Genomic DNA, 24,845 nt, shown 5'->3' on the forward strand with positions numbered 1-24,845 from the left:
GTGCTGATTGGAAAACGCTTAAATGACCGTTATAAGCTACTGAAAATGATTGGTGGCGGTGGAATGGCCAATGTGTATTTAGCTCATGATGATATACTAGGTCGAGATGTAGCGGTGAAAATATTAAGACTCGACTATTCAAATAACGAAGAGTTTATTAAACGTTTCCATCGAGAAGCGCAGTCTGTTACAACGTTGTCGCATCCAAATATTGTGAATATGTATGATGTCGGAGAAGAAGATGGTATATATTATCTTGTAATGGAGTATGTACCAGGACAAACATTGAAGCAATACATAATTGAGCGAGGGATGTTACCGATAGGAGAAGCTCTTGATATTATGGAGCAGTTAACATCCGCCATGGCACACGCCCATCATTTTGAAATTGTGCACCGCGATATTAAACCGCACAATATTTTAATTCGAGCTGATGGAGTAATAAAAGTAACAGATTTTGGAATTGCGACAGCTACAAGTGCAACAACAATTACACATACAAATTCAGTACTCGGTTCGGTGCATTATTTATCACCAGAACAAGCACGCGGCGGGATAGCAAATAAACAATCAGATATTTATTCCCTAGGGATTGTTATGTTTGAGTTGTTAACAGGAAGACAACCGTTTTCTGGTGAATCTGCTGTTGCTATAGCTTTAAAACATTTACAAAGTGAAATTCCGTCTCCAAAAAGATGGAATGAAAGTATTCCGCAAAGTGTCGAAAATATTATATTAAAGGCAACTGCGAAAGATCCGTTTCATCGATATCAATCTGCCAATGCGATGAAACGAGATATTGAAACTGCGCTATATCCAGAGAGGATAAATGAGCAGCCATTTTACATACCGGAAGATATGGAAGCGACAAAAGCGATTCCGATTATTCAACAAGAACAATTATTCGAAAATGTTACTGATGAAACAATTGTTTTAAAAGGAAGTAAAGTGGATGAACAGACAAGAAAAGAAGAAACGGATTTAAATAAGAAGAAAAAACGAAGTAATAAATGGCTTAAAATTTTAATTACAACATTTTTACTTTTAGCGATCGGAATAACGTTAGCCCTTACTGTTATTCCAGGATTCTTTATTCCAAAAGATGTAAAAGTCCCTGATGTGTCTGGTATGAAATATACGACTGCAGTAAATACATTAGTTGAAAAGGGTTTTGAGGTTACGGAACCTAATATTGTATATACAGATGATGTAGAGGTCGGTGGTGTTCTAAAAACAGACCCTGCGGCCGGAAGAGTCGTGAAAGAGAACTCTAAAATTACTATCTATCAATCAGGTGGGAAAAAGAAAAATAAGATGAGTGATCTCACAGGAAAAGATTTTGAGAGCATAAGGTCTGAATTAGAAGAAAAATATAAACAAGTTACAATAAATTATATTGAAAATGATAGACCAAAAGGTGAAATCGTTGAGCAAATTCCGACGCCGGATCAAATGGTAGTAGAGGCGGAACAAGACTTGAAAATTTGGGTAAGTAAGGGTCCTTATCAAATTAGACCAGGTGACTTTTCAGGATGGACTGAAAATAGTGTCAATGGTTATTTGAATGAGAGGAAATTAACTCCAGATATAAAACGAGAGTATTCTGATACTGTTGATAAAGGACTTGTAATTTCGCAATCTCCAAAACCAGGAACGCCGTTAAAAGAAGGAGATAAAGTGACGATTGTCATCTCAGAAGGTCCTAAGCCGAAAGTAACGAAAACAGTGAAAGTAGATAATATTTCTATTCCGTATGAGTCTTCTATAATAGGTGAGAAAAAACCGCAAACGATAGAAATTTATAAAGAAGATATGCAACAAAAAATGGATAGACCAATTGAAACTAGAACAATTTCAGAGTCGGCAACTATTTCATTAGAATTTGTAATTCAAGAAGGTACAAAAGGACATTATAAAATTGTACGAGATGGTGTAACGATTATCGACAAAGAAGTACCATACCCAACTCAATAATAATGAATTCCATTTTATCTCCAAAGAGAATGGAATGTATTACTTCTGCCTGTTATGCTGTCTACATATAGTGGACTGTATAACAGGCAAAAATATATGATTCAAAAAGATATAAAAGTGATACTGTTATAAATAATATTTTAAATTTGATGGTAGATTAAATATATTAATGTGTATATATGACGGGTTTTGAAATCTTTATTTAAAGAATGATAATCCATTCAATATGAATTACAGCTTCACTTTATACAGAATAAAGGAGAATTATATGCCAGAAGGAAAAATTGTAAAAGCTCTAAGTGGATTTTATTATGTGCAGCATGAAGAAGGGATTACACAATGTCGCGGGCGTGGTGTGTTTAGAAAAAATAAAATTACACCACTGGTAGGAGACCAAGTTGTTTTTCAGGCTGATAATCCAAGTGAAGGATACGTGCTTGAAGTATTTGATCGAAAAAATGAACTTGTCAGGCCTCCTATTGCTAATGTTGATCAAGCAATTCTTGTTTTTTCAGCAGTAGAACCAGATTTTAATCCGGGACTGTTAGATCGATTTTTAGTGCTGATTGAATATCATAACATTAAGCCGATTATTTGCATTAGTAAGATGGATTTAGTGGATGAAAAAATGAGAGAGACTGTTGAATCTTATGCAAATGACTATCGTGAGATGGGATATGATGTATTATTTACTTCTATAAATACATCGGAAAGTATTGATATTTTAAAACCGTTCTTAGAAGGTTGTGTTTCCGTTGTTGCGGGGCAATCTGGTGTTGGAAAATCTTCTATGCTTAACGTCTTACGTCCAGAATTAGAACTGAAAACGAATGATATTTCCTCACATTTAGGACGCGGGAAACATACGACAAGACACGTAGAATTAATTGCGATTGGAAGCGGACTAGTTGCAGATACACCTGGTTTTAGTTCACTCGATTTCATAGATATAGAGGTAGAAGATCTTACATATTGTTTTCCAGAGTTGAAAGAAGCGAGCCAATACTGTAAATTTAGAGGGTGTACACATCTTTCTGAACCGAAATGTGCTGTGAAGGCTGCGGTTGAAGAGGGGAAGATTACAGAATATCGTTATAAGAATTACAAACAATTTGTAGAAGAAATTAGAGAGAGAAAGCCGAGGTATTAGTTATGATTAAAATTGCACCATCGATCTTATCAGCAGATTTTTCAAAATTAGGGGAAGAGATTAAAGATGTAGAAAAAGGCGGAGCGGATTACATTCACGTCGATGTAATGGATGGACATTTCGTACCAAATATTACGATTGGACCATTAATTGTAGAAGCAATTCGTCCGATCACATCGTTACCGTTAGATGTACATTTAATGATTGAAAATCCTGATAACTATATCCCGACTTTCGCAAAGGCGGGAGCGGATATTATTACTGTTCATGTAGAGGCGTGCCCTCATTTACATCGTACAATTCAGTTAATTAAATCTCATGGCATTAAAGCAGGGGTTGTATTAAATCCGCATACGCCAGTTTCAGTGATTGAGCATGTATTAGAAGATATTGATATGGTATTACTTATGACAGTAAACCCTGGATTTGGTGGGCAGAAATTTATCCATTCTGTATTACCGAAAATTAAACAAGTTGCAGAAATGGTTAAAGAGCGCAATCTAGAAGTAGAAATTGAAGTTGATGGTGGTGTAAACGCTGAAACAGCAAGACTTTGTGTAGAAGCAGGAGCAAATGTACTTGTAGCTGGGTCAGCAGTATACAATCAAAAAGACCGCGGTGAAGCAATTCGTGTCATTCGTGGATAATGAATGAACGAGTCTTTATCCCAGTGAATCTTCTAGTGTAGTAAGTTTTCACTATTTATAAAGGATAGAGAAAAAATATGTAAAAAGGCAATCTACCGAATGGCAGATTGCCTTTTTACAATAGAAGGGGGAAGGAAACATGATTATTCATATTTTAGCGGGAGGACCTGCGGAATATTGTGCAGATTTTTCTCCATATGAAAATGAGAAAGTAGTGTGGGTGGCAGTTGATAGAGGAGTATATCGTTTATTAAAAAGAGGTATTACTCCTGCTATTGCGTTTGGAGATTATGACTCGGTTACTGAAGAAGAATTAGCATGGATGGGGCAACAAACAAATGATTTACATATTGTTCCTCGTGAAAAAGATCAAACAGATTTAGAAATTGCGATTAACTGGGCGTTAGAACAAAAGCCGGCACTCATTCGTATTTTTGGTGCTACTGGCGGAAGACTTGATCACGGTTTAGCGAATATACAGATGCTTTTAAAAGGATTAGAAGTAGGAATAGAAATGTGTATTGTAGACAATCAAAATGAAATAAGTGTAAAAAGAGAGGGTACACATATAATTGAAGAAAATGAAAATTTCCCTTATGTATCTTTTGTGCCTGTTACTGAAATAGTGGAAGGGATTACATTACTTGGTTTTAAATATCCTCTAACGAATAAAAAAATAGAGTGGGGATCAACACTTTGTATTAGTAATGAACTCGTTGAGGAAAAAGGTACTTTTTCATTTACTTCTGGCATATTAATGGTGATAAGAAGCACTGATTAAAGAAACAATTTTGCTCCTTACATCATATAGTGAACAAGTGGAGTAATGGGGATTAGGAGGGAAACCATGAGATTTTATACAATTAAGTTACCTAAATTTCTTGGTGGAATTGTTCGTGCCATGTTAAATACCTTCAAAAAAGATTAAAAAAAGCACCTATTACCGGTGCTTTTTCCATTGGTATAGTAAAAAAAGAGCCTAGCGGCTCTTTTTTTTATTATTAAACACGTTCGATTTTGCCAGATTTTAATGCTCTAGCAGAAACGTAAACACGTTGAACTTTTCCGTCGATGCGTACGCGAACTTTTTGAAGGTTAGCGCCCCACTTACGTTTTGTAGCGTTCATTGCGTGAGAACGAGAGTTACCAGAACGAGCTTTTCTTCCAGTAATAGCACAAACACGAGCCATTTATATTTCCCTCCCTTGATACCTTACCATACGTAATTTTTCAATGTTAGTCTTTTATGCGATGCTAAAAACACTACTATAATTTAACACAACTAAAAAGAGAATGCAACACTGTAGAAAAAAGAAATCAAGAAAAATTACTTGACACTATATGTCAAGGAAGAAAAGTTGAAATCAAGAAAAATTGCTTGACATATTATAGTGATACATGTTGTATAATAACAATGGACTATTTTGCTCATCATAAAAAAGTGTAGTTTTCAACATAAAATATGAGAGTGAAAAAGAAAGAACGATGGAATTTTCTTTAAAAAGATTATATGATAGTAACTAAAGTAGTCTAACTCACTTTCACCATTTATGAAGGGGGAAAACGAGATGTCAATTGAAATTAAAACGAAGTACGGTCAAATTGATATTAGTACAGATGTAATTGCAACAATTGCTGGAGGTGCCGCGGTAGATTGCTACGGTATCGTAGGTATGGCATCAAAAAATCAGTTAAAAGATGGATTAACAGACATTTTACGAAAAGAAAATTTCACTAGAGGTGTTATTGTTCGTAAAGATGAAGATGAAGTACATATTGATATGTATATTATTGTGAGCTATGGTACGAAAATTTCAGAAGTAGCACATAACGTGCAGACGAAAGTGAAATATACATTAGATCAAACTGTAGGACTAGCAGTAGATTCTGTAAACATCTACGTACAAGGAGTTAAAGTAATAAACTTGTAATGTGCATTAAGGAGGAAAATCTGTGTCAATTCAAAAAATTGATGGGAAACGTTTATCACAAATGATCATTCAAGGAGCGAATAATTTAACGAATAATGTTCAGCTTGTTGATGCATTAAACGTATTTCCAGTTCCAGATGGCGATACCGGTACAAACATGAACTTATCTATGACTTCAGGCGCACGTGAAGTGAAAGCAAATCCTTCACAACATGCTGGTAAAGTCGGCGTAAGTTTAGCCAAAGGATTATTAATGGGAGCTCGTGGTAACTCTGGAGTTATTTTATCTCAGTTGTTCCGTGGTTTCTCGAAATCCATTGAACAAAAAGAAGAATTAACAACAGTTGATTTTGCTGCAGCTTTAGAAGCTGGAGTAGAGGCGGCTTACAAAGCGGTTATGAAACCGATTGAAGGAACGATTTTAACGGTTGCAAGAGAAACGGGTAAATATGCAGTAACAGTTGCGAAAAAACAGCGCGACTTTGTTTTGTTTATGGAAGACGTTGTGAAAGAAGCAAACGCATCGTTAAATCGTACGCCAGATTTATTACCTGTATTAAAACAAGTTGGCGTTGTAGATAGCGGTGGTAAAGGTCTTGTAGTAGTATACGAAGGATTTTTAGCTGACTTAAAAGGAGAAACGATTTCTTCTGATGCACCTGCCCAACCATCTATGAATGAGATGGTACGTGCAGAACATCACCGTAGTGTACAAAGCCAATTGAGTACAGAAGATATTAAGTATGGATATTGTACGGAGTTCATGGTGAAATTAGAAGCTGAAAAAGTGAAAGAACATAATTTCTCTGAACAAAAATTCCGTGAAGATATTAGTGTGTATGGTGATTCACTACTAGTTGTATCTGATGATGAAATTGTAAAAGTTCATATTCATGCAGAGCATCCTGGAGACGCTATGAACTACGGACAACGTTACGGTAGTTTAATCAAGATTAAAGTAGAGAATATGCGTGAACAGCATACTGCTTTATTAGATGAACCTGCTATGATGCCTGAGCCAACTAGCCAGTCTAAAGAGAAACAACCGTACGGTATCGTAACTGTAGCTATGGGATCTGGTATTAAAACTTTATTTGAAAGCATTGGCGCGACGAAAGTTATCGAAGGTGGCCAAACGATGAATCCGAGTACAGAGGATATCGTGAAGGCGATTGAAGAAGCAAATGCTGAAAAAATCATTATTTTACCGAACAACGGGAATATCGTAATGGCAGCAGAACAAGCAGCGTCAGTTGTGGATCAAGAAGTGATTGTAGTTCGTTCAAAAACAGTTCCTCAAGGTATGGCTGCAATGTTAGCATTTAATCCAGTTGGAACGCTAGAAGAAAATGAAGAAAACATGAAAGAAGCTTTATCTCATGTGAAAACAGGTCAAATTACGTATGCTGTACGTGATACGGAAATTGATGGTGTGGCAATTCAAAAAGATGATTTCATGTGTATCGCAGATGGAAAAATCGTATCAACAAATGCTGAAAAAGTAGGAGCTGCGAAGCAATTACTAGAAGCACTAATTGATGAAGATTCTGAAATCGTAACGATTCTACAAGGTGAAGATGCAACTGACGAAGAGGTAGCTGAATTAGTTGAATTTGTAGAAGAGAATTTTGAAGATGCAGAAGTAGAAGTACATGCTGGAAACCAACCGGTGTATTCTTTCATCTTCTCTGTAGAATAAGAAAAAATTCGTTTTGAAAATAAATGGATTACTTACTTGCTAATGGATAATAAGTAGTAATATGAAGTTTATTACTAGTTTTTATTCAAAAGGCTAGCATATTGAAGATCAAAAAGAGCCTTGCTGCTAATAGTGAGGCTCTTTTCTTTCGTGTTGTTTATGAGGGATTTGAGTAGTTTCTCTTAGAATGCCTATGATAGAATATATAGGGTGAAAGAGAGCGATTACAGATGTCAATCATGTTAATGGATAATGAATCAAAAAATAATGTGACGGAGCGTGAGAATCTTGAATGAAGTTGTACAAGTTCCTGTTACGGATGTAAAGGGAATCGGAGGAGAAACATCTGAATTACTACACGAGATGGGAATTTATACAGTTTCTCATCTATTAGAACATTTTCCGTACCGTTATGAAGACTATGCGATGAAAGATCTTGCGGAAGTAAAGCATGATGAACGTGTAACAGTTGAGGGGAAAGTTCATAGTGCTCCTTTACTGCAATATTATGGGAAGAAGAAGTCGCGTCTTACGGTTCGTGTCCTCGTAGGTCGTTATTTAATTACAGCTGTATGTTTTAATAGGCCGTACTATAAGCAGAAGTTAAATTTAGATGAAACGGTAACGATTACTGGTAAATGGGACCAGCATCGTCAAACGATTGCGGTATCAGAACTTCATTTTGGACCGGTTGTACGTCAACAAGAAGTGGAGCCTGTGTACTCAGTGAAAGGGAAACTTACAGTAAAACAGATGCGCCGTTTTATTGCACAAGCGTTAAAGGAGTATGGAGACTCTATAGTTGAAGTGTTACCAGATGGATTGCTAAGTCGGTATAAATTACTGCCACGTTATGAAGCGCTTCGGGCTTTGCACTTTCCAGCGGGGCAGGAAGACTTGAAGCAAGCGCGTCGCCGTTTTGTATATGAGGAGTTTTTCTTATTTCAGTTAAAAATGCAAACGTTACGAAAAATGGAGAGGGAAAATTCGAAAGGGACGAAAAAAGAAATTCCTTCAGAAGAATTGCAAGAGTTTATTGATGCACTTCCGTTTCCGTTAACTGGTGCGCAAAGCCGAGTTGTAGATGAAATTATGAAAGATATGACATCTCCTTATCGAATGAATCGTCTGTTGCAAGGTGATGTAGGTTCTGGTAAAACTGTGGTTGCTGCAATTGGTCTTTATGCAGCGAAATTAGCGCATTATCAAGGTGCTTTAATGGTTCCAACAGAAATTTTAGCAGAACAACATTATCAATCGCTTGCAGAGACGTTCTCGCACTTTGGTATGAAGGTTGAATTGTTAACAAGTTCAGTTAAAGGCGTGAGACGCCGAGAGATTTTGGCAAAATTAGAACAAGGAGAAATAGATATCCTTGTTGGAACGCATGCTTTAATTCAAGATGAAGTTATTTTTCATAGGTTAGGTCTCGTGATTACTGATGAACAACATCGATTTGGTGTAGCGCAGCGACGAGTTTTACGTGAGAAAGGTGAAAGTCCAGATGTATTATTTATGACAGCAACACCAATTCCACGTACGTTAGCAATTACTGCATTTGGAGAGATGGACGTTTCTATAATCGATGAGATGCCAGCTGGTAGAAAGGTAATTGAAACATACTGGGCAAAACATGACATGTTAGATCGTGTTCTCGGTTTCGTAGAGAAAGAGATAAAAAAAGGAAGACAAGCATATGTTATTTGTCCCCTTATTGAAGAATCTGAGAAACTTGATGTACAAAATGCAATTGACTTACATAGTATGCTGACTCATCATTATCAGGGGAAATGTCAAGTCGGATTAATGCATGGAAGATTATCATCTCAAGAAAAAGAAGAGATAATGGGGCAATTTAGTGAAAATAAAGTGCAAATTCTTGTGTCGACAACAGTTGTTGAAGTAGGTGTGAACGTACCGAATGCGACTGTAATGGTTATTTATGATGCAGAGCGTTTCGGTTTATCACAGCTTCATCAGTTAAGAGGACGTGTTGGGCGTGGTAGTGAACAATCGTATTGTTTATTAATAGCGGATCCAAAATCGGAAACGGGAAAAGAACGAATGCGTATTATGACCGAAACGAATGATGGATTTGTATTGTCGGAAAAAGATTTAGAGTTAAGAGGTCCTGGAGATTTCTTTGGGAGTAAGCAAAGTGGTTTACCAGAATTCAAGGTTGCTGATATGGTACATGATTATCGGGCGCTAGAAACAGCTAGACAAGATGCGGCGTTACTAGTAGATTCAGAAGCGTTTTGGCATAATGATCAATATGCGTCGTTGCGTACGTATCTTGACGGGACAGGTGTGTTCCAGGGAGAGAAGCTCGATTAAAGGGAGGCAACAAAAGTTTTTGTTGCATTCTACTTTTAATGATTATATACTACTGTTAGTACCTAGTCATAAAAATGGATGGTGCGGTATGAAAAAAAGAAGAAGTAAAAAAGAAAGACAAGAATTATTACAACAAACGATAGAAACGAATCCTTTTATTACGGATGAAGATTTAGCAGAAAAATTTCAAGTGAGTATACAAACCGTACGTCTTGATCGTATGGAATTGTCTATTCCTGAATTAAGAGAAAGAATTAAACATGTAGCTACAAAGCAACATGAAGAAGATGTGAAATCTTTACCGTTAGAAGAGGTTGTCGGAGAAATTATTGATATAGAATTAGATAGACATGCGATTTCTATCTTTGAAGTGAAGGTAGAACACGTATTTAAAAGGAATCAAATTGCCCGTGGGCATCATTTGTTTGCACAAGCAAACTCACTAGCTGTTGCAGTTATTGATGAAGAATTAGCTTTAACTGCAAAGTCTACCATTCGATACATTCGTCCTGTAAAATTAGGAGAGCGTGTTGTTGCAAAAGCGCGCGTGGAAGATGTAGAGAATGATAAAGGGCGGACGGTTGTCAAAGTGCGTAGCTTTGTTGGAGAAGAACTTGTTTTCACAGGCACTTTTGAAATGTATCGATCTAGTAATTATAGTGAGGAAGGTAACAACTTATGAAAATCGCAATAGATGCAATGGGCGGCGACCATGCTCCAAAGGCTGTCGTACTAGGAGCAATGAAAGCTATTAAGGAATATTCTGATTTACATATTACGTTAGTGGGGAAAGAAGAGGAAATTCGTCAATACTTAACGAGTGAAGAACGAATTACTATACTTCATACAGATGAAAAAATCGAATCGACAGATGAACCAGTAAGAGCGGTTCGTCGAAAAAAACAAGCTTCAATGGTACTTGCGGCGCAGCAAGTGAAAGACGGTGTAGCGGATGCTTGTATATCAGCTGGTAGTACAGGAGCTTTAATGGCGGCTGGATTGTTTGTTGTAGGTCGTATGGAGGGAATTGAGCGTCCAGCTTTATCCCCTACAATGCCAACTGTTGATGGAGAAGGTTTTGTTATGTTAGATGTTGGAGCGAACGTTGATGCAAAACCAATTCATTTATATCAATATGCAGTAATGGGATCTGTATATGCTGAGAAAGTAAGAGGAATTAAAAATCCTCGCGTTGGACTTTTAAACGTTGGAACAGAAGATGGTAAAGGTAACGAGCTTTCAAAACAAGTCTTTGCAATGCTTAAAGATGCCCCAATTAATTTCGTTGGGAACGTTGAATCAAGAGATTTATTGCAAGGTGTAGCAGATGTTGTTGTATGTGATGGTTTTACAGGGAATGTAGCACTGAAATCATTAGAAGGAACAGCACTTGCATTATTCTCTATGTTAAAAGAACAGTTAATGAGTTCGTTTACGAGCAAATTAGCAGCAGCGGTATTAAAGCCAAAACTTATGGTATTAAAAGATAAAATGGATTATTCGGAGTATGGAGGAGCGGCATTATTTGGATTGAAGGCTCCTGTCATTAAGGCTCACGGTTCTTCCAATGACCAATCGATATTTAGTGCGATTCGTCAGACGAGAGAAATGGTAGCGAAAGAAGTTATTCCTACTATTTCAAGCGTAATGGAGAAAGAGCCACTCCAATAAGAGGAGGATTTGAAATGGGAAAACTAGCATTTCTTTTTCCGGGCCAAGGTTCACAGGCAGTTGGAATGGGTAAACAGTTAGCAGAGAATAATAAAGAGGTTGCAAATGTATTTGCAAAAGCAGATGAGGTGTTGCAAGACTCACTTTCAGAAGTGATTTTTGAAGGGCCGCAGGAAAAGCTTACGTTAACAACAAATGCGCAACCTGCTTTATTAACAACGAGTTTTGCTATTTTGACAGCTTTAAAAGAGTATGATATTACACCAGACTTTGTCGCAGGGCATAGTTTAGGTGAGTATAGCGCTCTTGTAGCAGCAGGTGCATTAACTTTTGAGGATGCAGTATATGCTGTAAGGAAACGTGGGGAATATATGGAAGAAGCTGTTCCTAGCGGAGAAGGTGCAATGGCGGCTATTTTAGGTGCTGACCCACATATGCTGAAACAAGTTACAGAAGAAGTAACAAGTGAAGGATATGCAGTACAAATTGCTAATATGAATAGTACGAAGCAAATTGTGATTTCTGGAACAAAGCAAGGAGTCGAGATTGCTTCTCAAAGAGCGAAAGAAAATGGTGCAAAGAGAGCAATTCCGCTTAAAGTAAGTGGACCGTTCCACTCTGCGCTTATGAAGCCAGCGGCGGAGAAATTCCAAAGTGTCTTAAATGAAATTACAATTCAAGATACGAATATTCCGTTAATCGCAAATGTAACAGCAGACGTTATTACAAGTGGTGCGCATATTCAAGAAAAGCTAATCGAACAGCTCTATTCGCCTGTCTTATGGTACCCATCCATTGAATATATGGTGAGTCAAGGGGTAGATACATTTATTGAGATTGGACCTGGGAAAGTACTTGCTGGACTTATGAAGTCAATTGATTCATCAGTGAGAGCATACGCGATATACGATGAAGAGACATTACAAGATACCATTTCGAATTTGAGAGGAGAAAACTGATGTTAAAAGGGAAAGTAGCATTAGTAACGGGTGCTTCACGTGGAATTGGTCGTGCAATTGCGATTGATTTAGCAAAACAAGGGGCAAATGTTGTAGTAAATTATGCTGGTAACGAGCAAAAGGCAAATGAAGTAGTTGATGAAATAAAGAAATTAGGTTCGGATGCAATTGCAGTAAGAGCAGATGTTGCAAATGCTGAAGACGTTACAACTATGGTGAAACAAACTGTAGATGCATTTGGACAAGTTGATATTCTTGTGAATAATGCAGGGGTAACAAAAGATAATTTATTAATGCGTATGAAAGAAGAAGAATGGGATACAGTTATTAATACAAACCTAAAAGGTGTATTCTTATGTACAAAGGCAGTATCTCGATATATGATGCGTCAACGTCATGGACGTATTGTAAATATCGCTTCTGTTGTCGGAGTAACGGGAAACCCAGGCCAAGCAAACTATGTTGCTGCTAAAGCGGGTGTAATTGGATTAACAAAAACATCAGCAAAAGAGTTAGCGAGCCGTAATATTACTGTAAATGCAATTGCTCCTGGATTTATTGCGACAGATATGACAGACGTATTAGATGAAAATATAAAAGCTGAAATGTTAAAATTAATTCCTGCAGCTCAGTTTGGTGAGGCACAAGATATCGCGAATGCTGTAACGTTTTTTGCTTCTGATCAAAGCAAATATATTACAGGTCAAACGTTAAATGTTGATGGCGGTATGGTAATGTAATAAAAGAATCGATTTCAGCTAGTTTTTTTGGACAATATTTAATATAATATTTGAGGGGAGGTGAATGGAATGGCAGATGTTTTAGAGCGTGTAACAAAAATCATCGTTGATCGTTTAGGAGTAGAAGAAACAGAAGTAGTACCAGCTGCGAGCTTCAAGGAAGATTTAGGAGCAGACTCCCTAGATGTAGTAGAACTTGTAATGCAATTAGAAGACGAATTCGAAATGGAAATTTCTGATGAAGATGCTGAAAAGATTGCTACTGTTGGCGATGCTGTGACTTACATAGAGAGTCATCTATAATGCTTGAATGAAGTCCCGTTTTTTAGCGGGGCTTCTCGGCTTATATCTGGAGGGACCTATGCCGTACCGTAAATATAGAGAAAAAAAATACGAAACAAAATATCGTGAAGCGTTTAAAGTATTTCAAGAAAAGATAGGTATTACGTTTACAGATGAAAAATTATTGATTCAAGCATTTACGCATTCATCGTATGTGAATGAGCATCGAAAAAAACCGCATGAAGACAATGAGCGTCTCGAATTCCTTGGAGATGCAGTATTGGAACTTACTGTATCGCAGTATCTGTTTCAAAAATATCCGACAATGAGCGAAGGAGAGTTAACAAAACTACGTGCAGCTATTGTATGTGAACCATCTCTTGTTCGTTTTGCAAATGAGTTGTCATTTGGTAGCCTTGTTTTATTAGGAAAAGGTGAGGAAATGACAGGTGGACGTGAACGACCAGCTTTATTAGCGGATGTCTTTGAAGCGTTTATTGGTGCCCTTTATCTTGATCAAGGGCTAGAAACAGTATGGGGCTTCTTAAAAGAAATTGTATACCCTAAAATTAATGAAGGTGCTTTTTCTCATGTGATGGATTATAAGAGTCAATTACAAGAGTTGATTCAGCGTGATGGTAGTGGCAATATTGAGTATCAAATTTTGCAAGAAAAAGGCCCAGCCCACAATCGAGAATTTGTGTCACGTGTTACGTTAAATAACGTGGCTTTAGGACTTGGTAGTGGCAAGTCGAAAAAAGAAGCAGAGCAACAAGCTGCTGCAGAAGCGTTGAAAAAGTTAAAAGAACAACTATAAGGAATCCCCCTTTGAATGAGGGGGATTCCTTGTGCATAGAATGAAACTTTCCTTTCGTTTGTAAATGTAAGGAAATGAAATCCGTATAATCGTTTGTTTTTGTATAAACAACATTTATAGCAACGGAGAATAGGAGGAAGGCCTTTCGTGTTTTTAAAAAGATTAGAAATAGCAGGATTTAAGTCTTTTGCTGAGCGTGTATCTGTTGATTTCGTCCCAGGTGTAACGTCTGTAGTAGGACCTAATGGAAGCGGGAAAAGTAATATTACTGATGCCATTCGCTGGGTACTTGGTGAACAATCGGCAAAATCATTACGTGGTGCAAAGATGGAAGATATTATTTTTGCAGGCAGTGATACGAGAAGAGCAGTTAATGTTGCTGAAGTAACGATAACTTTAAATAATGAGGATCAACGTTTACCGATTGAATATAATGAGGTATGTGTAACGCGTCGTGTGTCTCGTTCTGGTGATAGTGATTTTTATATTAATAAACAATCATGTAGATTGAAAGATATTATCGATTTATTTATGGACTCTGGTATGGGAAGAGAAGCTTTTTCGATTATTAGCCAGGGGAAAGTTGAAGAGATTTTAAGTAGTAAATCAGAAGAACGCCGTGGTGTATTTGAAGAAGCAGCAGGAGTGCTGAAATACAAACTTCGTAAAAAGAAAGCTGAAGGAAAATTAGCAGATACACAAGAAAACTTAAATCGTGTACAAGATATAATTCACGAATTAAGTAGTCAAGTAGAACCATTAGAAAGACAAGCTTCTATTGCGAAAGATTATCTCGAGAAAAAAGAAGAGTTAGAGAAAGTAGAAGCGGCGCTTATTGTACATGAAATTGAAGAATTGCATGAGAAATGGGAAGCGCTTCGAAATCAGTTTGGGCATAATAAAAACGAAGAAGCTAAAATGTCAACGCATTTACAAAAAGGTGAAGAAGAGCTAGAGGAATTACGAGGCCAATTACAAGCAGTAGATGAGTCTGTAGATTCCCTGCAAGAAGTACTGTTACTTTCTAGTAAAGAGCTAGAAAAGTTAGAAGGACAGCGTGAGCTATTAAAAGAGAGAAAGCAAAATGCAACGACGCATTGTGCACAACTCGAACAGTTAATTGTTGAATTAACAGAGAAAGCTACAAGTTATGATGGTGAAATTGAATCGAGTACAGAAGTATTGATGCAATTTGTAAATCATGTAAAAGAGTTGGAGACGAAATTGCATGATAATGAGCAATTACTTGCAACGTTTGCTGACAATTTAGAGGAACAAATTGAGAATTTAAAAGGTGACTATATTGAACTTTTAAATCAACAAGCTAGTCATCGTAATGAGTTATCTATGATTGAAGAACAATCTAAACAACAAAACTCAAAAAATGAACGCCTTGATGAAGAAAATGCGAAATATGTAGAAATGCGTATGGAAATTACAGCGAAAAAGACAAAACTTGTGGAAAGTTATGAACAAGCAAAAGAAAAAGTAGCTGGAATTCTTTCGAATATACAAAAGACAGAAGCGGCACTTGGGAAATGCAAGGCGCAGTATAGTGAAAACGAAACAAAACTGTATCAAGCGTATCAATTTGTACAACAGGCACGATCTCGAAAAGAAATGCTAGAAGAGATGCAAGAGGACTACTCTGGTTTCTATCAAGGGGTACGTGAAGTATTAAAAGCTAGAGAAAATAGGTTGCAAGGTATTGAGGGTGCTGTTGCAGAACTGCTAACGGTACCGAAAGAATATGAAATTGCAATGGAAATTGCTCTAGGTGCAGCGATGCAGCATATAGTTGTACAAAAAGAAGAACATGCTCGTAATGCAATTGCATTTTTAAAACAAAATAAACATGGACGAGCAACGTTTTTACCGCAAGCTGTTATTAAAGGTAGATCGTTATCATTTGAGCAATTACGTATTGTAAATCAGCACCCATCGTTTGTAGGTGTGGCAGCAGAACTCGTGCAATATAACAATAAATATGAAAATGTAGTTTCAAATTTATTAGGTACTGTTATTGTTGCAAAAGATTTACGCGGAGCGAATGAGTTGGCGAAACAATTGCAATACCGTTATCGCATTGTAACAATCGAAGGCGATGTAGTAAACCCTGGCGGTTCTATGACGGGTGGAGCGGTAAAACAGGCGAAATCATCTTTATTAGGACGTCAACGTGAACTAGAAGAGTGGACGAGTAAGTTAACTGATATGGAAGAGAAAACAACGAAGTTAGAAAACTTTGTTAAAGCAGTCAAACAAGAGATTCAAGAAAAAGAAGTGCAAATACGCGAACTAAGGCAAAGTGTAGAAGCAGAGCGTGTAGATGAACAGAAATTAAGAGAAGAAATTAGTCGCTTAGAATTAGAAGAACATCGTATTAATGATCGTTTATCTATTTACGATTTAGAGATTGAAGGGTTCTTGCAAGACCAAGTGAAAATGCAAGGCCGTAAAGAAGAGTTAGAAAAGATTTTGGCGACTCTTCAGGCAGAGATTACGGAATTAGATAGCAAAATCACAGCTTTAACAAAACAAAAAAGTGAGCAACATTCTTCGAAAGAAAAAGTTCAAAAAGAAATGACTGAGTTAAAAGTGTTAGCAGCTGAAAAGCAACAACGCTTATCTAATCAAAAAGAAAAAGTAGAACGATTGACGAAGGAAAAAGAAGAAACCGATGCAACGCTTGTTAAAACGAAAGAGGATTTAGCATTCTTAAAACAAGAAATGACATCGAATTCAAGTGGTGAAGAACAAATTACGAATATGATTGAGAAAAAAGCATATGATCGTAATCAAACTTCAGAGTTAATTCGCTCTCGTCGTGAGCAACGTATATCGTTACAAGAGAGAGTAGAACAGTTAGAGCGTAACCTGAAAGAAACAACAGGTAAACATAAATACATTCTTGAGATGTTGAAAGACCAAGAGGTAAAAATAAACCGACTCGATGTAGAGTTAGAAAATAGATTACAACATTTACGTGAAACATATACGATTTCATTTGAAGCGGCAAAACTGAAGTATACAATGGTGATGCCTGCTGAGGATGCACGTAAAAAGGTGAAACTAATTAAACTCTCCATTGAAGAGCTAGGCACAGTAAACTTAGGAGCAATTGATGAGTATGAACGTGTGGCAGAGCGTCATACATTCTTACTAGAGCAAAAAGATGATCTAGAAGAAGCAAAAACGACATTGCACCAACTTATTACTGAAATGGATGAAGAAATGAAAAAACGCTTTTCTACTACGTTTGAAGGAATTCGAATGGAGTTTCAATCGGTGTTCTCTGAATTATTTGGAGGCGGTAGAGCGGATTTAGTGATGACGAATCCAGAGGACTTATTAAATACTGGTATTGATATCGTAGCGCAACCGCCAGGGAAGAAACTGCAAAACTTAGGTTTACTTTCAGGTGGAGAGCGTGCTTTAACGGCAATTGCGCTGCTATTTGGTATTTTAAAAGTGCGCCCAGTCCCATTCTGTGTATTAGATGAGGTAGAGGCTGCTCTTGATGAGGCAAACGTTGCCCGTTTTGCTCAGTATTTAAAGAAATTTAGTGATGAGACACAGTTTATTGTAATTACACATAGAAAAGGTACAATGGAAGAGTCTGACGTATTGTACGGTGTAACAATGCAAGAGTCAGGGGTATCTAAACTTGTTTCGGTTCGTTTAGATGATGGAGAAGAACTAGTTGCAAGCAAATAGGAAGGATGGGACAGTATGAGCTTTTTTAAAAAACTAAAAGAAAAAATTTCAAAACAAACAGATACGGTAACAGAGAAGTTTAAACAAGGATTAGAAAAAACGAGAAATTCGTTTGCAGATAAAGTAAATGATTTAGTCTTTCGTTACCGTAAAGTAGATGAAGATTTCTTCGAAGAATTAGAAGAAATTTTAATCGGTGCAGATGTTGGCGTTTCGACAGTGATGGAATTAATCGACCAGCTGAAAGAAGAAGTGCAACGCCGTAATATTCAAGATCCAAAAGAAGTACAAGCTGTTATTTCGGAAAAATTAATAGAAATTTATAAAGGTGACAGCGATTTTACTAATGAAATTAATGTGCAAAAGGATGGCTTGACAGTTGTTTTATTTGTTGGTGTGAATGGTGTAGGTAAAACGACAACAATTGGTAAGATGGCTCATAAGTTTAAATCAGAAGGTAAGTCTGTCTTATTAGCAGCAGGAGATACATTCCGTGCTGGAGCGATTGAACAATTAGAAGTATGGGGCGATCGCGTTGGGGTAGAAGTGATTAAACAAGGATCAGGGTCTGATCCAGCAGCAGTTATGTATGACGCTGTACAAGCTGCAAAAGCACGTAAAGTAGATGTATTACTATGTGATACAGCAGGACGTTTACAAAATAAAGTAAACTTAATGAAAGAGTTAGAGAAGGTAAAGCGTGTAATTGAGCGTGAAGTACCAGGAGCTCCTCATGAAGTATTACTTGTTATTGATGCAACAACAGGACAAAACGGTTTAAGTCAAGCGAAAACATTCCGTGAAGCAACGAATGTGACTGGTATTGTTTTAACGAAGTTAGATGGAACTGCTAAAGGTGGTATTGTATTAGCAATTCGTAACGAAATGGATGTACCGGTGAAATTCGTTGGATTAGGAGAGCAAATGGATGATCTGCAACAGTTCGATCCAGAACAATATGTATATGGTTTATTTGCGAACTTAGTAGAAACAGAAGAAGTATAAGTGAAAGAAGCGGTATTTTCCGCTTCTTTTTCTATAAAAATATGCGATGTTAAGAAAAAAACTTGACACTCTTTTGTACTCCATGTAAACTAATTCATGTAAAGGGAAATCACTTAACAAAGGATGATCCAACATGCTCGAAAAAACAACGAGAATGAACTATTTATTTGATTTTTATCAATCGTTGTTAACGCAAAAACAAAGAAGTTATATGTCGCTTTATTATCTAGATGATTTATCTCTTGGTGAAATTGCGGAAGAATTTGATGTAAGTCGCCAAGCCGTGTATGATAACATTAAACGGACTGAAGCGATGCTTGAAGAATATGAAGAAAAATTAGTATTACTTCAAAAGTTTCAAGAGCGACAGCGACTTGTTGCAAAGCTAAAACAGCTAATCAGCGAAGAAGAGCATGTGAATGAAGAAATGAAACAAGTTGTTGAAGCTATCGAAAAATTAGATTAGGAGGGCGGCAATATGGCATTTGAAGGATTAGCCGACCGACTTCAACAGACGATGCAAAAAATCCGCGGCAAAGGAAAAGTTTCTGAAGCCGATGTGAAAGAAATGATGAGAGAAGTTCGTCTAGCTCTTTTAGAAGCGGACGTTAACTTTAAAGTAGTAAAAGATTTTGTAAAGCGTGTATCTGAACGTGCTGTCGGACAAGATGTAATGAAAAGTTTGACACCTGGACAACAAGTAATTAAAGTTGTACAGGAAGAACTTACAGAACTTATGGGCGGAGAGCAAAGCAAAATTGCTGTTGCTAATAAGCCACCGACTGTTATTATGATGGTTGGTCTGCAAGGTGCAGGTAAAACAACGACGACAGGTAAGCTTGCGAATTTGCTTCGTAAAAAGCATAATCGTAAACCAATGCTTGTTGCGGCGGATATTTACCGTCCTGCAGCGATTAAACAGCTTGAAACATTAGGGAAGCAATTGGACATGCCTGTATTCTCTTTAGGAGATCAAGTAAGTCCTGTTGAAATTGCGAAACAAGCGATTGCAAAAGCGAAAGAAGATCATCATGATTATGTTTTAATTGATACAGCAGGTCGCCTGCATATTGATGAAGAACTAATGGATGAATTAGCGAAAGTGAAAGAAGTTGCGAAACCGGATGAAATTTTCCTTGTTGTCGATGCGATGACAGGACAAGACGCGGTTAATGTTGCACAAAGTTTCCATGAACAGTTAGGTTTAACAGGGGTTGTATTAACGAAGCTGGATGGTGATACGCGCGGTGGTGCGGCATTGTCTATTAAAGCTGTTACAAATACGCCAATTAAATTTGCTGGTATGGGTGAAAAACTAGATGCACTTGAAGCGTTCCATCCAGAACGTATGGCATCCCGTATTTTAGGGATGGGAGACGTCTTAACATTAATTGAAAAAGCGCAAGCTACAGTTGATGAAGAGAAAGCAAAAGAACTTGAGCAAAAAATGCGTACGCTTTCGTTTACACTTGACGATTTCCTAGAACAACTTGGACAAGTGCGTCAACTTGGCCCACTTGATGAATTGTTAGGAATGCTTCCTGGTGCAAATAAAATTAAAGGGCTGAAAAATGCACAAGTTGATGAAAAACAAATTGGGCATATTGAGGCAATTATTCGTTCTATGACTAAATTAGAGCGAGAACAACCGGAAATAATCAATGCTAGTCGCAAAAAACGCATTGCCAAAGGTAGCGGTACAACGGTACAAGAAATCAATCGTTTAATCAAGCAATTTGATGATATGAAAAAGATGATGAAAACGATGACTGGAATGCAAAAAGGTAAGAAAAAAGGACTAGGTGGATTGAAGTTTCCATTCATGTAAGGAAAAAAGATGGCTCTGTTAAGAAAAAATACTTTACAAAGCAATAGTCTTTTTGCTAATATAATTATCTGTGTGAAATAAATTCGGAGGTGCTTTATAAATGGCAGTTAAAATTCGTTTAAAACGTATGGGAGCTAAAAAAACTCCTTTCTATCGTGTAGTTGTTGCAGATTCTCGTTCTCCTCGTGACGGACGTTTCATTGAGGAAATCGGTACTTACAATCCGGTTGCTCAACCAGCTGAAGTTAAGATCAACGAAGAAGCAGCATTAAAATGGTTAGGAAATGGTGCTAAACCATCTGATACAGTTCGTAACTTATTCTCTAACCAAGGTATCATGGAGAAATTCCACTTATCTAAACAAGGTAAGTAATTGAGGCAATGACTATGAAGAAGTTAGTCGAGACGATTGTCAAGCCTCTTGTCGATCATCCTGAAGATGTAAAAGTTACACAGGAACTTTACAACGGAGAGATAAAGTATCGATTAACTGTACATCCTGAGGATGTTGGAAAAGTCATTGGAAAACAAGGGAAAGTTGCGAAAGCAATTCGAATGCTCTTGTATTCAGTGGGACATCACAATAGTGAAAAAGTAACACTGGAAATTCAATAAACGTAAAAAGGGCGAGGAGTTATTTCCTCTCCCTTTTTTAACATTTAAAGAGAAGTTGCATGTTCCATACGTGAAATGGGGATGCTTAATTTATATAGAAACCAGGGGTGACATACTGTTTATGACAAAATGGTTTAACGTAGGGAAAATTGTAAATACTCATGGCGTAAAAGGAGAAATTCGCGTGGTTTCTCGTACTGATTTTCCAGAAGAGCGATATAAAGTAGGGAATACGTTATACATATCGAATGAAAAAGGTGGAGAGCTTTTCCCAGTAAAGATTACTTCTCATCGTCAACATAAAACATTTGATTTATTGACATTCGAAGGATACGGGAATGTAAATGAAGTAGAACAGTTTAAAGGTTCTCTTTTAAAAGTGCCTGAAGATCAATTAGGCGAACTAGCTGAAGGTGAATACTACTATCATGAAATTATTGGTTGCAACGTTGTAACGGAAGAAGGAGAAGCGTTAGGGACAATAAAAGAAGTTTTATCTCCTGGTGCAAATGATGTTTGGGTAATTAAACGTCCAAAAGGTCAAGATCTGTTAATTCCTTATATTGATGATGTTGTACTTCAAGTTAACATTGAGAATAAATTAGTAACCATTCATGTAATGGAAGGGCTACTATAATGAAAATTGACATTTTAACTTTGTTTCCAGATATGTTTACAGGTGTGTTTGGATCTTCAATTTTAAAGAAAGCACAAGAAAAAGAAGCGGTAGAGCTTCGTGTTGTCAATTTCCGCGATTATACAACGAGTAAGCATAATAGTGTGGATGATTATCCGTATGGTGGCGGCGCTGGGATGGTATTAACTCCTCAGCCTATTTTTGATGCTGTAGAAGATTTAACGAAAGAGACAGAGCGTAAGCCGCGAGTTGTCTTAATGTGTCCGCAAGGTGAAAGGTTTACTCAGAAGAAAGCGGAAGAGCTTGCAGAGGAAGAACATTTAATCTTTGTATGTGGGCATTATGAAGGATATGACGAACGAATTCGTGAACATCTCGTAACAGATGAGATTTCTATCGGCGACTACGTATTAACGGGTGGAGAGTTAGCCTCTATGGTTATAACTGATAGTGTCGTACGTCTCCTTCCAGGAGTACTAGGAAATCATGCTTCACAAGTCGAGGATTCGTTTAGTACAGGTTTATTAGAGCACCCTCATTATACACGTCCAGCTGATTTTCGTGGTATGAAAGTGCCAGATGTATTAATGTCGGGAAATCATAAAAATATTGATGAATGGCGACATAAAGAATCGTTGCGTCGTACGTACACGCGTAGACCGGATTTACTAGAAGAACGAGAATTGTCTAAGCAAGAAAAGAAATGGCTAGAACAGATTAAAGAAGGCAAATAAGGGCTTGATATATTTTCTATTGCAACAGCCCTAGCAATATGCTATTATAACACTTGTGCTACTGAAATCAGTGGCCGTATTAACGATGTTCCGCTGTAATTTATTTAGACTTTATAAGAGCATCTGTTTAAAGGAGAGAATTTAATATGCAACAATTAATCGCAGAAATTACAAAAGGCCAATTAAAAACTGACCTTCCTTCATTCCGTCCTGGAGACACTTTACGTGTACACGTAAAAGTAGTTGAGGGAACTCGTGAAAGAATTCAGCTTTTCGAAGGTGTTGTAATTAAACGTCGTGGTGGCGGAATTAGTGAAACATTCACAGTTCGTAAGATTTCTTACGGTGTAGGTGTAGAGCGTACATTCCCAGTTCACACGCCAAGAATCGCGAAAATCGAAGTACTTCGCCGTGGTAAAGTACGTCGTGCTAAGTTATACTACTTACGTAACCTTCGCGGTAAAAAAGCACGTATTAAAGAAATTCGATAAGACATGTATGGGAGCTTGTAAATGCACAAGCTCCCTTTTTCCAATCTATATAAAATTTTGATATAATACGATCAGCTTACATAATCGTGGAGGGGAAAAGCATGAAGAAAGAAAAGAGTTCACTTTGGGAATGGATCAAGGCAATTTTGATAGCTGTTGTATTAGCAGGTGTTATTAGACAGTTTTTCTTTGCGCCAATTCTCGTAGATGGAGTATCGATGGCGTCTACATTACATGATCGCGATCGAATGATAGTTAATAAAATTGGTTATCACATAGGAGATCCGAAACGATTTGATATTATTGTATTCCGAGCAACGGAAGATAAAGATTATATTAAGCGTATTATCGGCCTACCAGGCGATGAAATAGAGTATCGTAATGATAAACTATATGTTAACGGAAAGGCTTATGAGGAGCCGTATTTAGACAAGCAGAAAAAACAAATTGCTGACGGACCGCTTACATATGATTTCACTCTTGAAGAAATGACAGGGAAGAAAACTGTTCCAGAAGGTCAATTATTTGTTTTAGGCGATAATCGTCGTTTTAGTAAAGATAGCCGTTCGATTGGTACAATTTCAATGGACCAAGTGATTGGAAAGGCAAATATACTATATTGGCCGTTAAAAGATGCTCGTATTGTGAAATAAAAGAAAAAGAAGGTGGCAACATGGTAATTCAATGGTTCCCAGGACATATGGCAAAGGCTAGACGCCAAGTAACAGAAAAATTAAAGTTAATTGATGTTGTAATTGAGCTTGTAGATGCTCGATTACCTTTATCTTCTCGAAATCCGATGATCGATGAGATTATTACACATAAACCAAGGCTTGTTGTTTTAAATAAAGCGGATATGGCAGACGATCGTTTAACAAAGCAATGGATCGCATATTTTAAAGAAAAAGGCCATATGGCAATTTCAATTAACGCACAGGCTGGACAAGGCATGAAGGAAATTGCGGCGGCTTGTAAAGTGTTAGTGAAAGAGAAATTTGATAAAATGGTTGCAAAAGGTATTAGACCGAGAGCGATTCGTGCATTAATTGTAGGGATACCGAATGTTGGTAAATCTACGTTGATTAATAAGTTAGCGAAGAAAAATATTGCTAAAACAGGGGATCGTCCTGGTGTGACAACAGCTCAGCAATGGATTAAAGTTGGGAAAGAAATGGAGCTGTTAGATACGCCGGGTATTTTATGGCCTAAATTTGAAGACCAATTAGTTGGGTTACGTCTAGCTACGACTGGTGCAATTAAAGATTCTATTTTAAATCTACAAGACGTAGCTGTTTATGCGCTACGTTTTATGGAGAAACATTACCCAGAGCGATTAAAAGAGCGCTATAATTTAAATGACATTCCAGAAGACATCGTGGAGTTATTTGATGCGATTGGAAAAAATAGAGGCTGTTTAATGGGCGGCGGAATGATTGATTATGATAAAACATCTGAACTTGTACTTCGGGAGCTTCGTGGTGGCAAACTTGGAAAAATGACGTTTGAAACACCGGAAGAGTTTGCGGAGCAGACAGAAGATGCAGAAAAAGTAGAAGAAGTATAAGACGTGCGTTTGTACGTCTTTTCTTTTTTTGTATATAAAAGGAGTGG

At 37.2% G+C, this 24,845-nt stretch carries 26 protein-coding genes; 25 read left to right on the forward strand and 1 reads right to left on the reverse strand.

Going from position 1 to position 24,845, the window contains the following annotated elements:
* The 5 genes from prkC (at window position 1) to spoVM (ending at window position 4,699) form a co-directional block, all read left to right on the forward strand.
* Window positions 1–1,974 (forward strand): serine/threonine protein kinase PrkC, encoded by a 1,974-nt coding sequence (prkC, locus tag ACTFRS_RS16210; protein ID WP_242293313.1) that lies wholly within the window; start codon window positions 1–3, stop codon window positions 1,972–1,974.
* A gap of 268 nt (window positions 1,975–2,242) precedes the next feature.
* On the forward strand, window positions 2,243–3,124 hold the full coding sequence (gene rsgA / locus ACTFRS_RS16215) for a ribosome small subunit-dependent GTPase A (protein ID WP_001113936.1): 882 nt from the start codon (window positions 2,243–2,245) through the stop codon (window positions 3,122–3,124).
* 2 nt (window positions 3,125–3,126) lie between these two features.
* Window positions 3,127–3,771 (forward strand): ribulose-phosphate 3-epimerase, encoded by a 645-nt coding sequence (gene rpe / locus ACTFRS_RS16220; protein ID WP_000589966.1) that lies wholly within the window; start codon window positions 3,127–3,129, stop codon window positions 3,769–3,771.
* 139 nt (window positions 3,772–3,910) lie between these two features.
* Window positions 3,911–4,552, forward strand: a complete 642-nt coding sequence (locus ACTFRS_RS16225; RefSeq protein ID WP_139866962.1) for a thiamine diphosphokinase — start codon at window positions 3,911–3,913, stop codon at window positions 4,550–4,552.
* Window positions 4,553–4,618: 66 nt separating this feature from the next.
* On the forward strand, window positions 4,619–4,699 hold the full coding sequence (gene spoVM, locus ACTFRS_RS16230) for a stage V sporulation protein SpoVM (RefSeq protein ID WP_001213599.1): 81 nt from the start codon (window positions 4,619–4,621) through the stop codon (window positions 4,697–4,699).
* A 73-nt stretch (window positions 4,700–4,772) separates the two neighbouring features.
* Here spoVM and rpmB read toward each other — a convergent pair whose 3' ends face one another.
* Window positions 4,773–4,961, reverse strand: coding sequence for a 50S ribosomal protein L28 (gene rpmB / locus ACTFRS_RS16235; protein WP_000124776.1), 189 nt, complete (start codon window positions 4,959–4,961; stop codon window positions 4,773–4,775).
* 378 nt (window positions 4,962–5,339) lie between these two features.
* Between rpmB and ACTFRS_RS16240 the strand changes: the two genes are divergently transcribed.
* The 20 genes from ACTFRS_RS16240 to ylqF all read left to right on the forward strand — a co-directional run bounded on the left by ACTFRS_RS16240 (window position 5,340) and on the right by ylqF (window position 24,798).
* Complete coding sequence (locus tag ACTFRS_RS16240; RefSeq protein WP_000021109.1) at window positions 5,340–5,702, forward strand: Asp23/Gls24 family envelope stress response protein; 363 nt, start codon at window positions 5,340–5,342, stop codon at window positions 5,700–5,702.
* Between the two features lie 22 nt (window positions 5,703–5,724).
* Entirely contained in the window at window positions 5,725–7,401 is a 1,677-nt protein-coding gene (locus tag ACTFRS_RS16245; protein WP_000027114.1) for a DAK2 domain-containing protein, read from the forward strand.
* Between the two features lie 288 nt (window positions 7,402–7,689).
* Entirely contained in the window at window positions 7,690–9,738 is a 2,049-nt protein-coding gene (gene recG, locus ACTFRS_RS16250; protein ID WP_087954491.1) for an ATP-dependent DNA helicase RecG, read from the forward strand.
* An 88-nt stretch (window positions 9,739–9,826) separates the two neighbouring features.
* Window positions 9,827–10,420 carry a transcription factor FapR gene (gene fapR / locus ACTFRS_RS16255; protein WP_000747352.1) on the forward strand — a complete coding sequence of 198 codons (594 nt, stop codon included), beginning with the start codon at window positions 9,827–9,829 and terminating at the stop codon, window positions 10,418–10,420.
* Window positions 10,417–11,409, forward strand: a complete 993-nt coding sequence (plsX, locus tag ACTFRS_RS16260) for a phosphate acyltransferase PlsX (protein ID WP_000684108.1) — start codon at window positions 10,417–10,419, stop codon at window positions 11,407–11,409. The genes fapR and plsX overlap by 4 nt, the downstream gene beginning before the upstream one ends.
* 14 nt (window positions 11,410–11,423) lie before the next feature.
* On the forward strand, window positions 11,424–12,368 hold the full coding sequence (gene fabD / locus ACTFRS_RS16265; protein WP_016718307.1) for an ACP S-malonyltransferase: 945 nt from the start codon (window positions 11,424–11,426) through the stop codon (window positions 12,366–12,368).
* Window positions 12,368–13,108 carry a 3-oxoacyl-[acyl-carrier-protein] reductase gene (gene fabG / locus ACTFRS_RS16270; RefSeq protein WP_016718306.1) on the forward strand — a complete coding sequence of 247 codons (741 nt, stop codon included), beginning with the start codon at window positions 12,368–12,370 and terminating at the stop codon, window positions 13,106–13,108. Before fabD ends, fabG begins: the two co-directional genes overlap by 1 nt.
* Before the next feature lie 69 nt (window positions 13,109–13,177).
* On the forward strand, window positions 13,178–13,411 hold the full coding sequence (acpP, locus tag ACTFRS_RS16275; protein WP_000786062.1) for an acyl carrier protein: 234 nt from the start codon (window positions 13,178–13,180) through the stop codon (window positions 13,409–13,411).
* 58 nt (window positions 13,412–13,469) lie between these two features.
* Entirely contained in the window at window positions 13,470–14,207 is a 738-nt protein-coding gene (gene rncS / locus ACTFRS_RS16280; RefSeq protein ID WP_001146876.1) for a ribonuclease III, read from the forward strand.
* 147 nt (window positions 14,208–14,354) lie between these two features.
* Window positions 14,355–17,924 carry a chromosome segregation protein SMC gene (smc, locus tag ACTFRS_RS16285; RefSeq protein ID WP_016718305.1) on the forward strand — a complete coding sequence of 1,190 codons (3,570 nt, stop codon included), beginning with the start codon at window positions 14,355–14,357 and terminating at the stop codon, window positions 17,922–17,924.
* A 15-nt stretch (window positions 17,925–17,939) separates the two neighbouring features.
* Window positions 17,940–18,929 (forward strand): signal recognition particle-docking protein FtsY, encoded by a 990-nt coding sequence (gene ftsY, locus ACTFRS_RS16290; RefSeq protein ID WP_000007647.1) that lies wholly within the window; start codon window positions 17,940–17,942, stop codon window positions 18,927–18,929.
* A gap of 133 nt (window positions 18,930–19,062) precedes the next feature.
* A complete protein-coding gene (locus tag ACTFRS_RS16295; protein ID WP_000891062.1) occupies window positions 19,063–19,395 on the forward strand; it encodes a putative DNA-binding protein in 333 nt (110 codons plus the stop codon).
* A 12-nt stretch (window positions 19,396–19,407) separates the two neighbouring features.
* Window positions 19,408–20,757, forward strand: coding sequence for a signal recognition particle protein (ffh, locus tag ACTFRS_RS16300; protein ID WP_000863461.1), 1,350 nt, complete (start codon window positions 19,408–19,410; stop codon window positions 20,755–20,757).
* A gap of 100 nt (window positions 20,758–20,857) precedes the next feature.
* Window positions 20,858–21,130 (forward strand): 30S ribosomal protein S16, encoded by a 273-nt coding sequence (gene rpsP, locus ACTFRS_RS16305; protein ID WP_000268750.1) that lies wholly within the window; start codon window positions 20,858–20,860, stop codon window positions 21,128–21,130.
* A gap of 14 nt (window positions 21,131–21,144) precedes the next feature.
* Window positions 21,145–21,372: a KH domain-containing protein gene (locus ACTFRS_RS16310; protein WP_000737398.1), complete on the forward strand. Its 228-nt coding sequence runs from the start codon at window positions 21,145–21,147 to the stop codon at window positions 21,370–21,372.
* Window positions 21,373–21,493: 121 nt separating this feature from the next.
* Window positions 21,494–22,009, forward strand: coding sequence for a ribosome maturation factor RimM (gene rimM, locus ACTFRS_RS16315; protein WP_440024676.1), 516 nt, complete (start codon window positions 21,494–21,496; stop codon window positions 22,007–22,009).
* Window positions 22,009–22,743, forward strand: a complete 735-nt coding sequence (gene trmD / locus ACTFRS_RS16320) for a tRNA (guanosine(37)-N1)-methyltransferase TrmD (protein WP_000686892.1) — start codon at window positions 22,009–22,011, stop codon at window positions 22,741–22,743. Before rimM ends, trmD begins: the two co-directional genes overlap by 1 nt.
* A 146-nt stretch (window positions 22,744–22,889) precedes the next feature.
* The gene (gene rplS / locus ACTFRS_RS16325) at window positions 22,890–23,234 is read left to right on the forward strand and encodes a 50S ribosomal protein L19 (protein ID WP_001186516.1); all 345 of its coding nucleotides are present in this window, start codon (window positions 22,890–22,892) and stop codon (window positions 23,232–23,234) included.
* Between the two features lie 101 nt (window positions 23,235–23,335).
* Window positions 23,336–23,887 (forward strand): signal peptidase I, encoded by a 552-nt coding sequence (lepB, locus tag ACTFRS_RS16330; RefSeq protein WP_000711857.1) that lies wholly within the window; start codon window positions 23,336–23,338, stop codon window positions 23,885–23,887.
* A 20-nt stretch (window positions 23,888–23,907) separates the two neighbouring features.
* The gene (ylqF, locus tag ACTFRS_RS16335; RefSeq protein ID WP_000236700.1) at window positions 23,908–24,798 is read left to right on the forward strand and encodes a ribosome biogenesis GTPase YlqF; all 891 of its coding nucleotides are present in this window, start codon (window positions 23,908–23,910) and stop codon (window positions 24,796–24,798) included.
* Window positions 24,799–24,845 lie beyond the last annotated feature (47 nt).

This window comes from Bacillus cereus group sp. MYBK139-1 (assembly GCF_051916915.1).
GTDB classification, from domain to species: Bacteria; Bacillota; Bacilli; order Bacillales; family Bacillaceae_G; genus Bacillus_A; species Bacillus_A pacificus.

What these genes read in the sequence shown, in the direction of transcription:
- rsgA (WP_001113936.1), top strand. Translation starts at nt 2,243, where the DNA reads ATGCCAGAAGGAAAAATTGTAAAAGCTCTAAGTGGATTTTATTATGTG.
- rpe (WP_000589966.1), top strand. Translation starts at nt 3,127, where the DNA reads ATGATTAAAATTGCACCATCGATCTTATCAGCAGATTTTTCAAAATTA.
- ACTFRS_RS16225 (WP_139866962.1), top strand. Translation starts at nt 3,911, where the DNA reads ATGATTATTCATATTTTAGCGGGAGGACCTGCGGAATATTGTGCAGAT.
- spoVM (WP_001213599.1), top strand. Translation starts at nt 4,619, where the DNA reads ATGAGATTTTATACAATTAAGTTACCTAAATTTCTTGGTGGAATTGTT.
- rpmB (WP_000124776.1), bottom strand. Translation starts at nt 4,961, where the DNA reads ATGGCTCGTGTTTGTGCTATTACTGGAAGAAAAGCTCGTTCTGGTAAC.
- ACTFRS_RS16240 (WP_000021109.1), top strand. Translation starts at nt 5,340, where the DNA reads ATGTCAATTGAAATTAAAACGAAGTACGGTCAAATTGATATTAGTACA.
- fapR (WP_000747352.1), top strand. Translation starts at nt 9,827, where the DNA reads ATGAAAAAAAGAAGAAGTAAAAAAGAAAGACAAGAATTATTACAACAA.
- plsX (WP_000684108.1), top strand. Translation starts at nt 10,417, where the DNA reads ATGAAAATCGCAATAGATGCAATGGGCGGCGACCATGCTCCAAAGGCT.
- fabD (WP_016718307.1), top strand. Translation starts at nt 11,424, where the DNA reads ATGGGAAAACTAGCATTTCTTTTTCCGGGCCAAGGTTCACAGGCAGTT.
- fabG (WP_016718306.1), top strand. Translation starts at nt 12,368, where the DNA reads ATGTTAAAAGGGAAAGTAGCATTAGTAACGGGTGCTTCACGTGGAATT.
- acpP (WP_000786062.1), top strand. Translation starts at nt 13,178, where the DNA reads ATGGCAGATGTTTTAGAGCGTGTAACAAAAATCATCGTTGATCGTTTA.
- rncS (WP_001146876.1), top strand. Translation starts at nt 13,470, where the DNA reads ATGCCGTACCGTAAATATAGAGAAAAAAAATACGAAACAAAATATCGT.
- ftsY (WP_000007647.1), top strand. Translation starts at nt 17,940, where the DNA reads ATGAGCTTTTTTAAAAAACTAAAAGAAAAAATTTCAAAACAAACAGAT.
- ACTFRS_RS16295 (WP_000891062.1), top strand. Translation starts at nt 19,063, where the DNA reads ATGCTCGAAAAAACAACGAGAATGAACTATTTATTTGATTTTTATCAA.
- ffh (WP_000863461.1), top strand. Translation starts at nt 19,408, where the DNA reads ATGGCATTTGAAGGATTAGCCGACCGACTTCAACAGACGATGCAAAAA.
- rpsP (WP_000268750.1), top strand. Translation starts at nt 20,858, where the DNA reads ATGGCAGTTAAAATTCGTTTAAAACGTATGGGAGCTAAAAAAACTCCT.
- ACTFRS_RS16310 (WP_000737398.1), top strand. Translation starts at nt 21,145, where the DNA reads ATGAAGAAGTTAGTCGAGACGATTGTCAAGCCTCTTGTCGATCATCCT.
- rimM (WP_440024676.1), top strand. Translation starts at nt 21,494, where the DNA reads ATGACAAAATGGTTTAACGTAGGGAAAATTGTAAATACTCATGGCGTA.
- trmD (WP_000686892.1), top strand. Translation starts at nt 22,009, where the DNA reads ATGAAAATTGACATTTTAACTTTGTTTCCAGATATGTTTACAGGTGTG.
- rplS (WP_001186516.1), top strand. Translation starts at nt 22,890, where the DNA reads ATGCAACAATTAATCGCAGAAATTACAAAAGGCCAATTAAAAACTGAC.
- lepB (WP_000711857.1), top strand. Translation starts at nt 23,336, where the DNA reads ATGAAGAAAGAAAAGAGTTCACTTTGGGAATGGATCAAGGCAATTTTG.
- ylqF (WP_000236700.1), top strand. Translation starts at nt 23,908, where the DNA reads ATGGTAATTCAATGGTTCCCAGGACATATGGCAAAGGCTAGACGCCAA.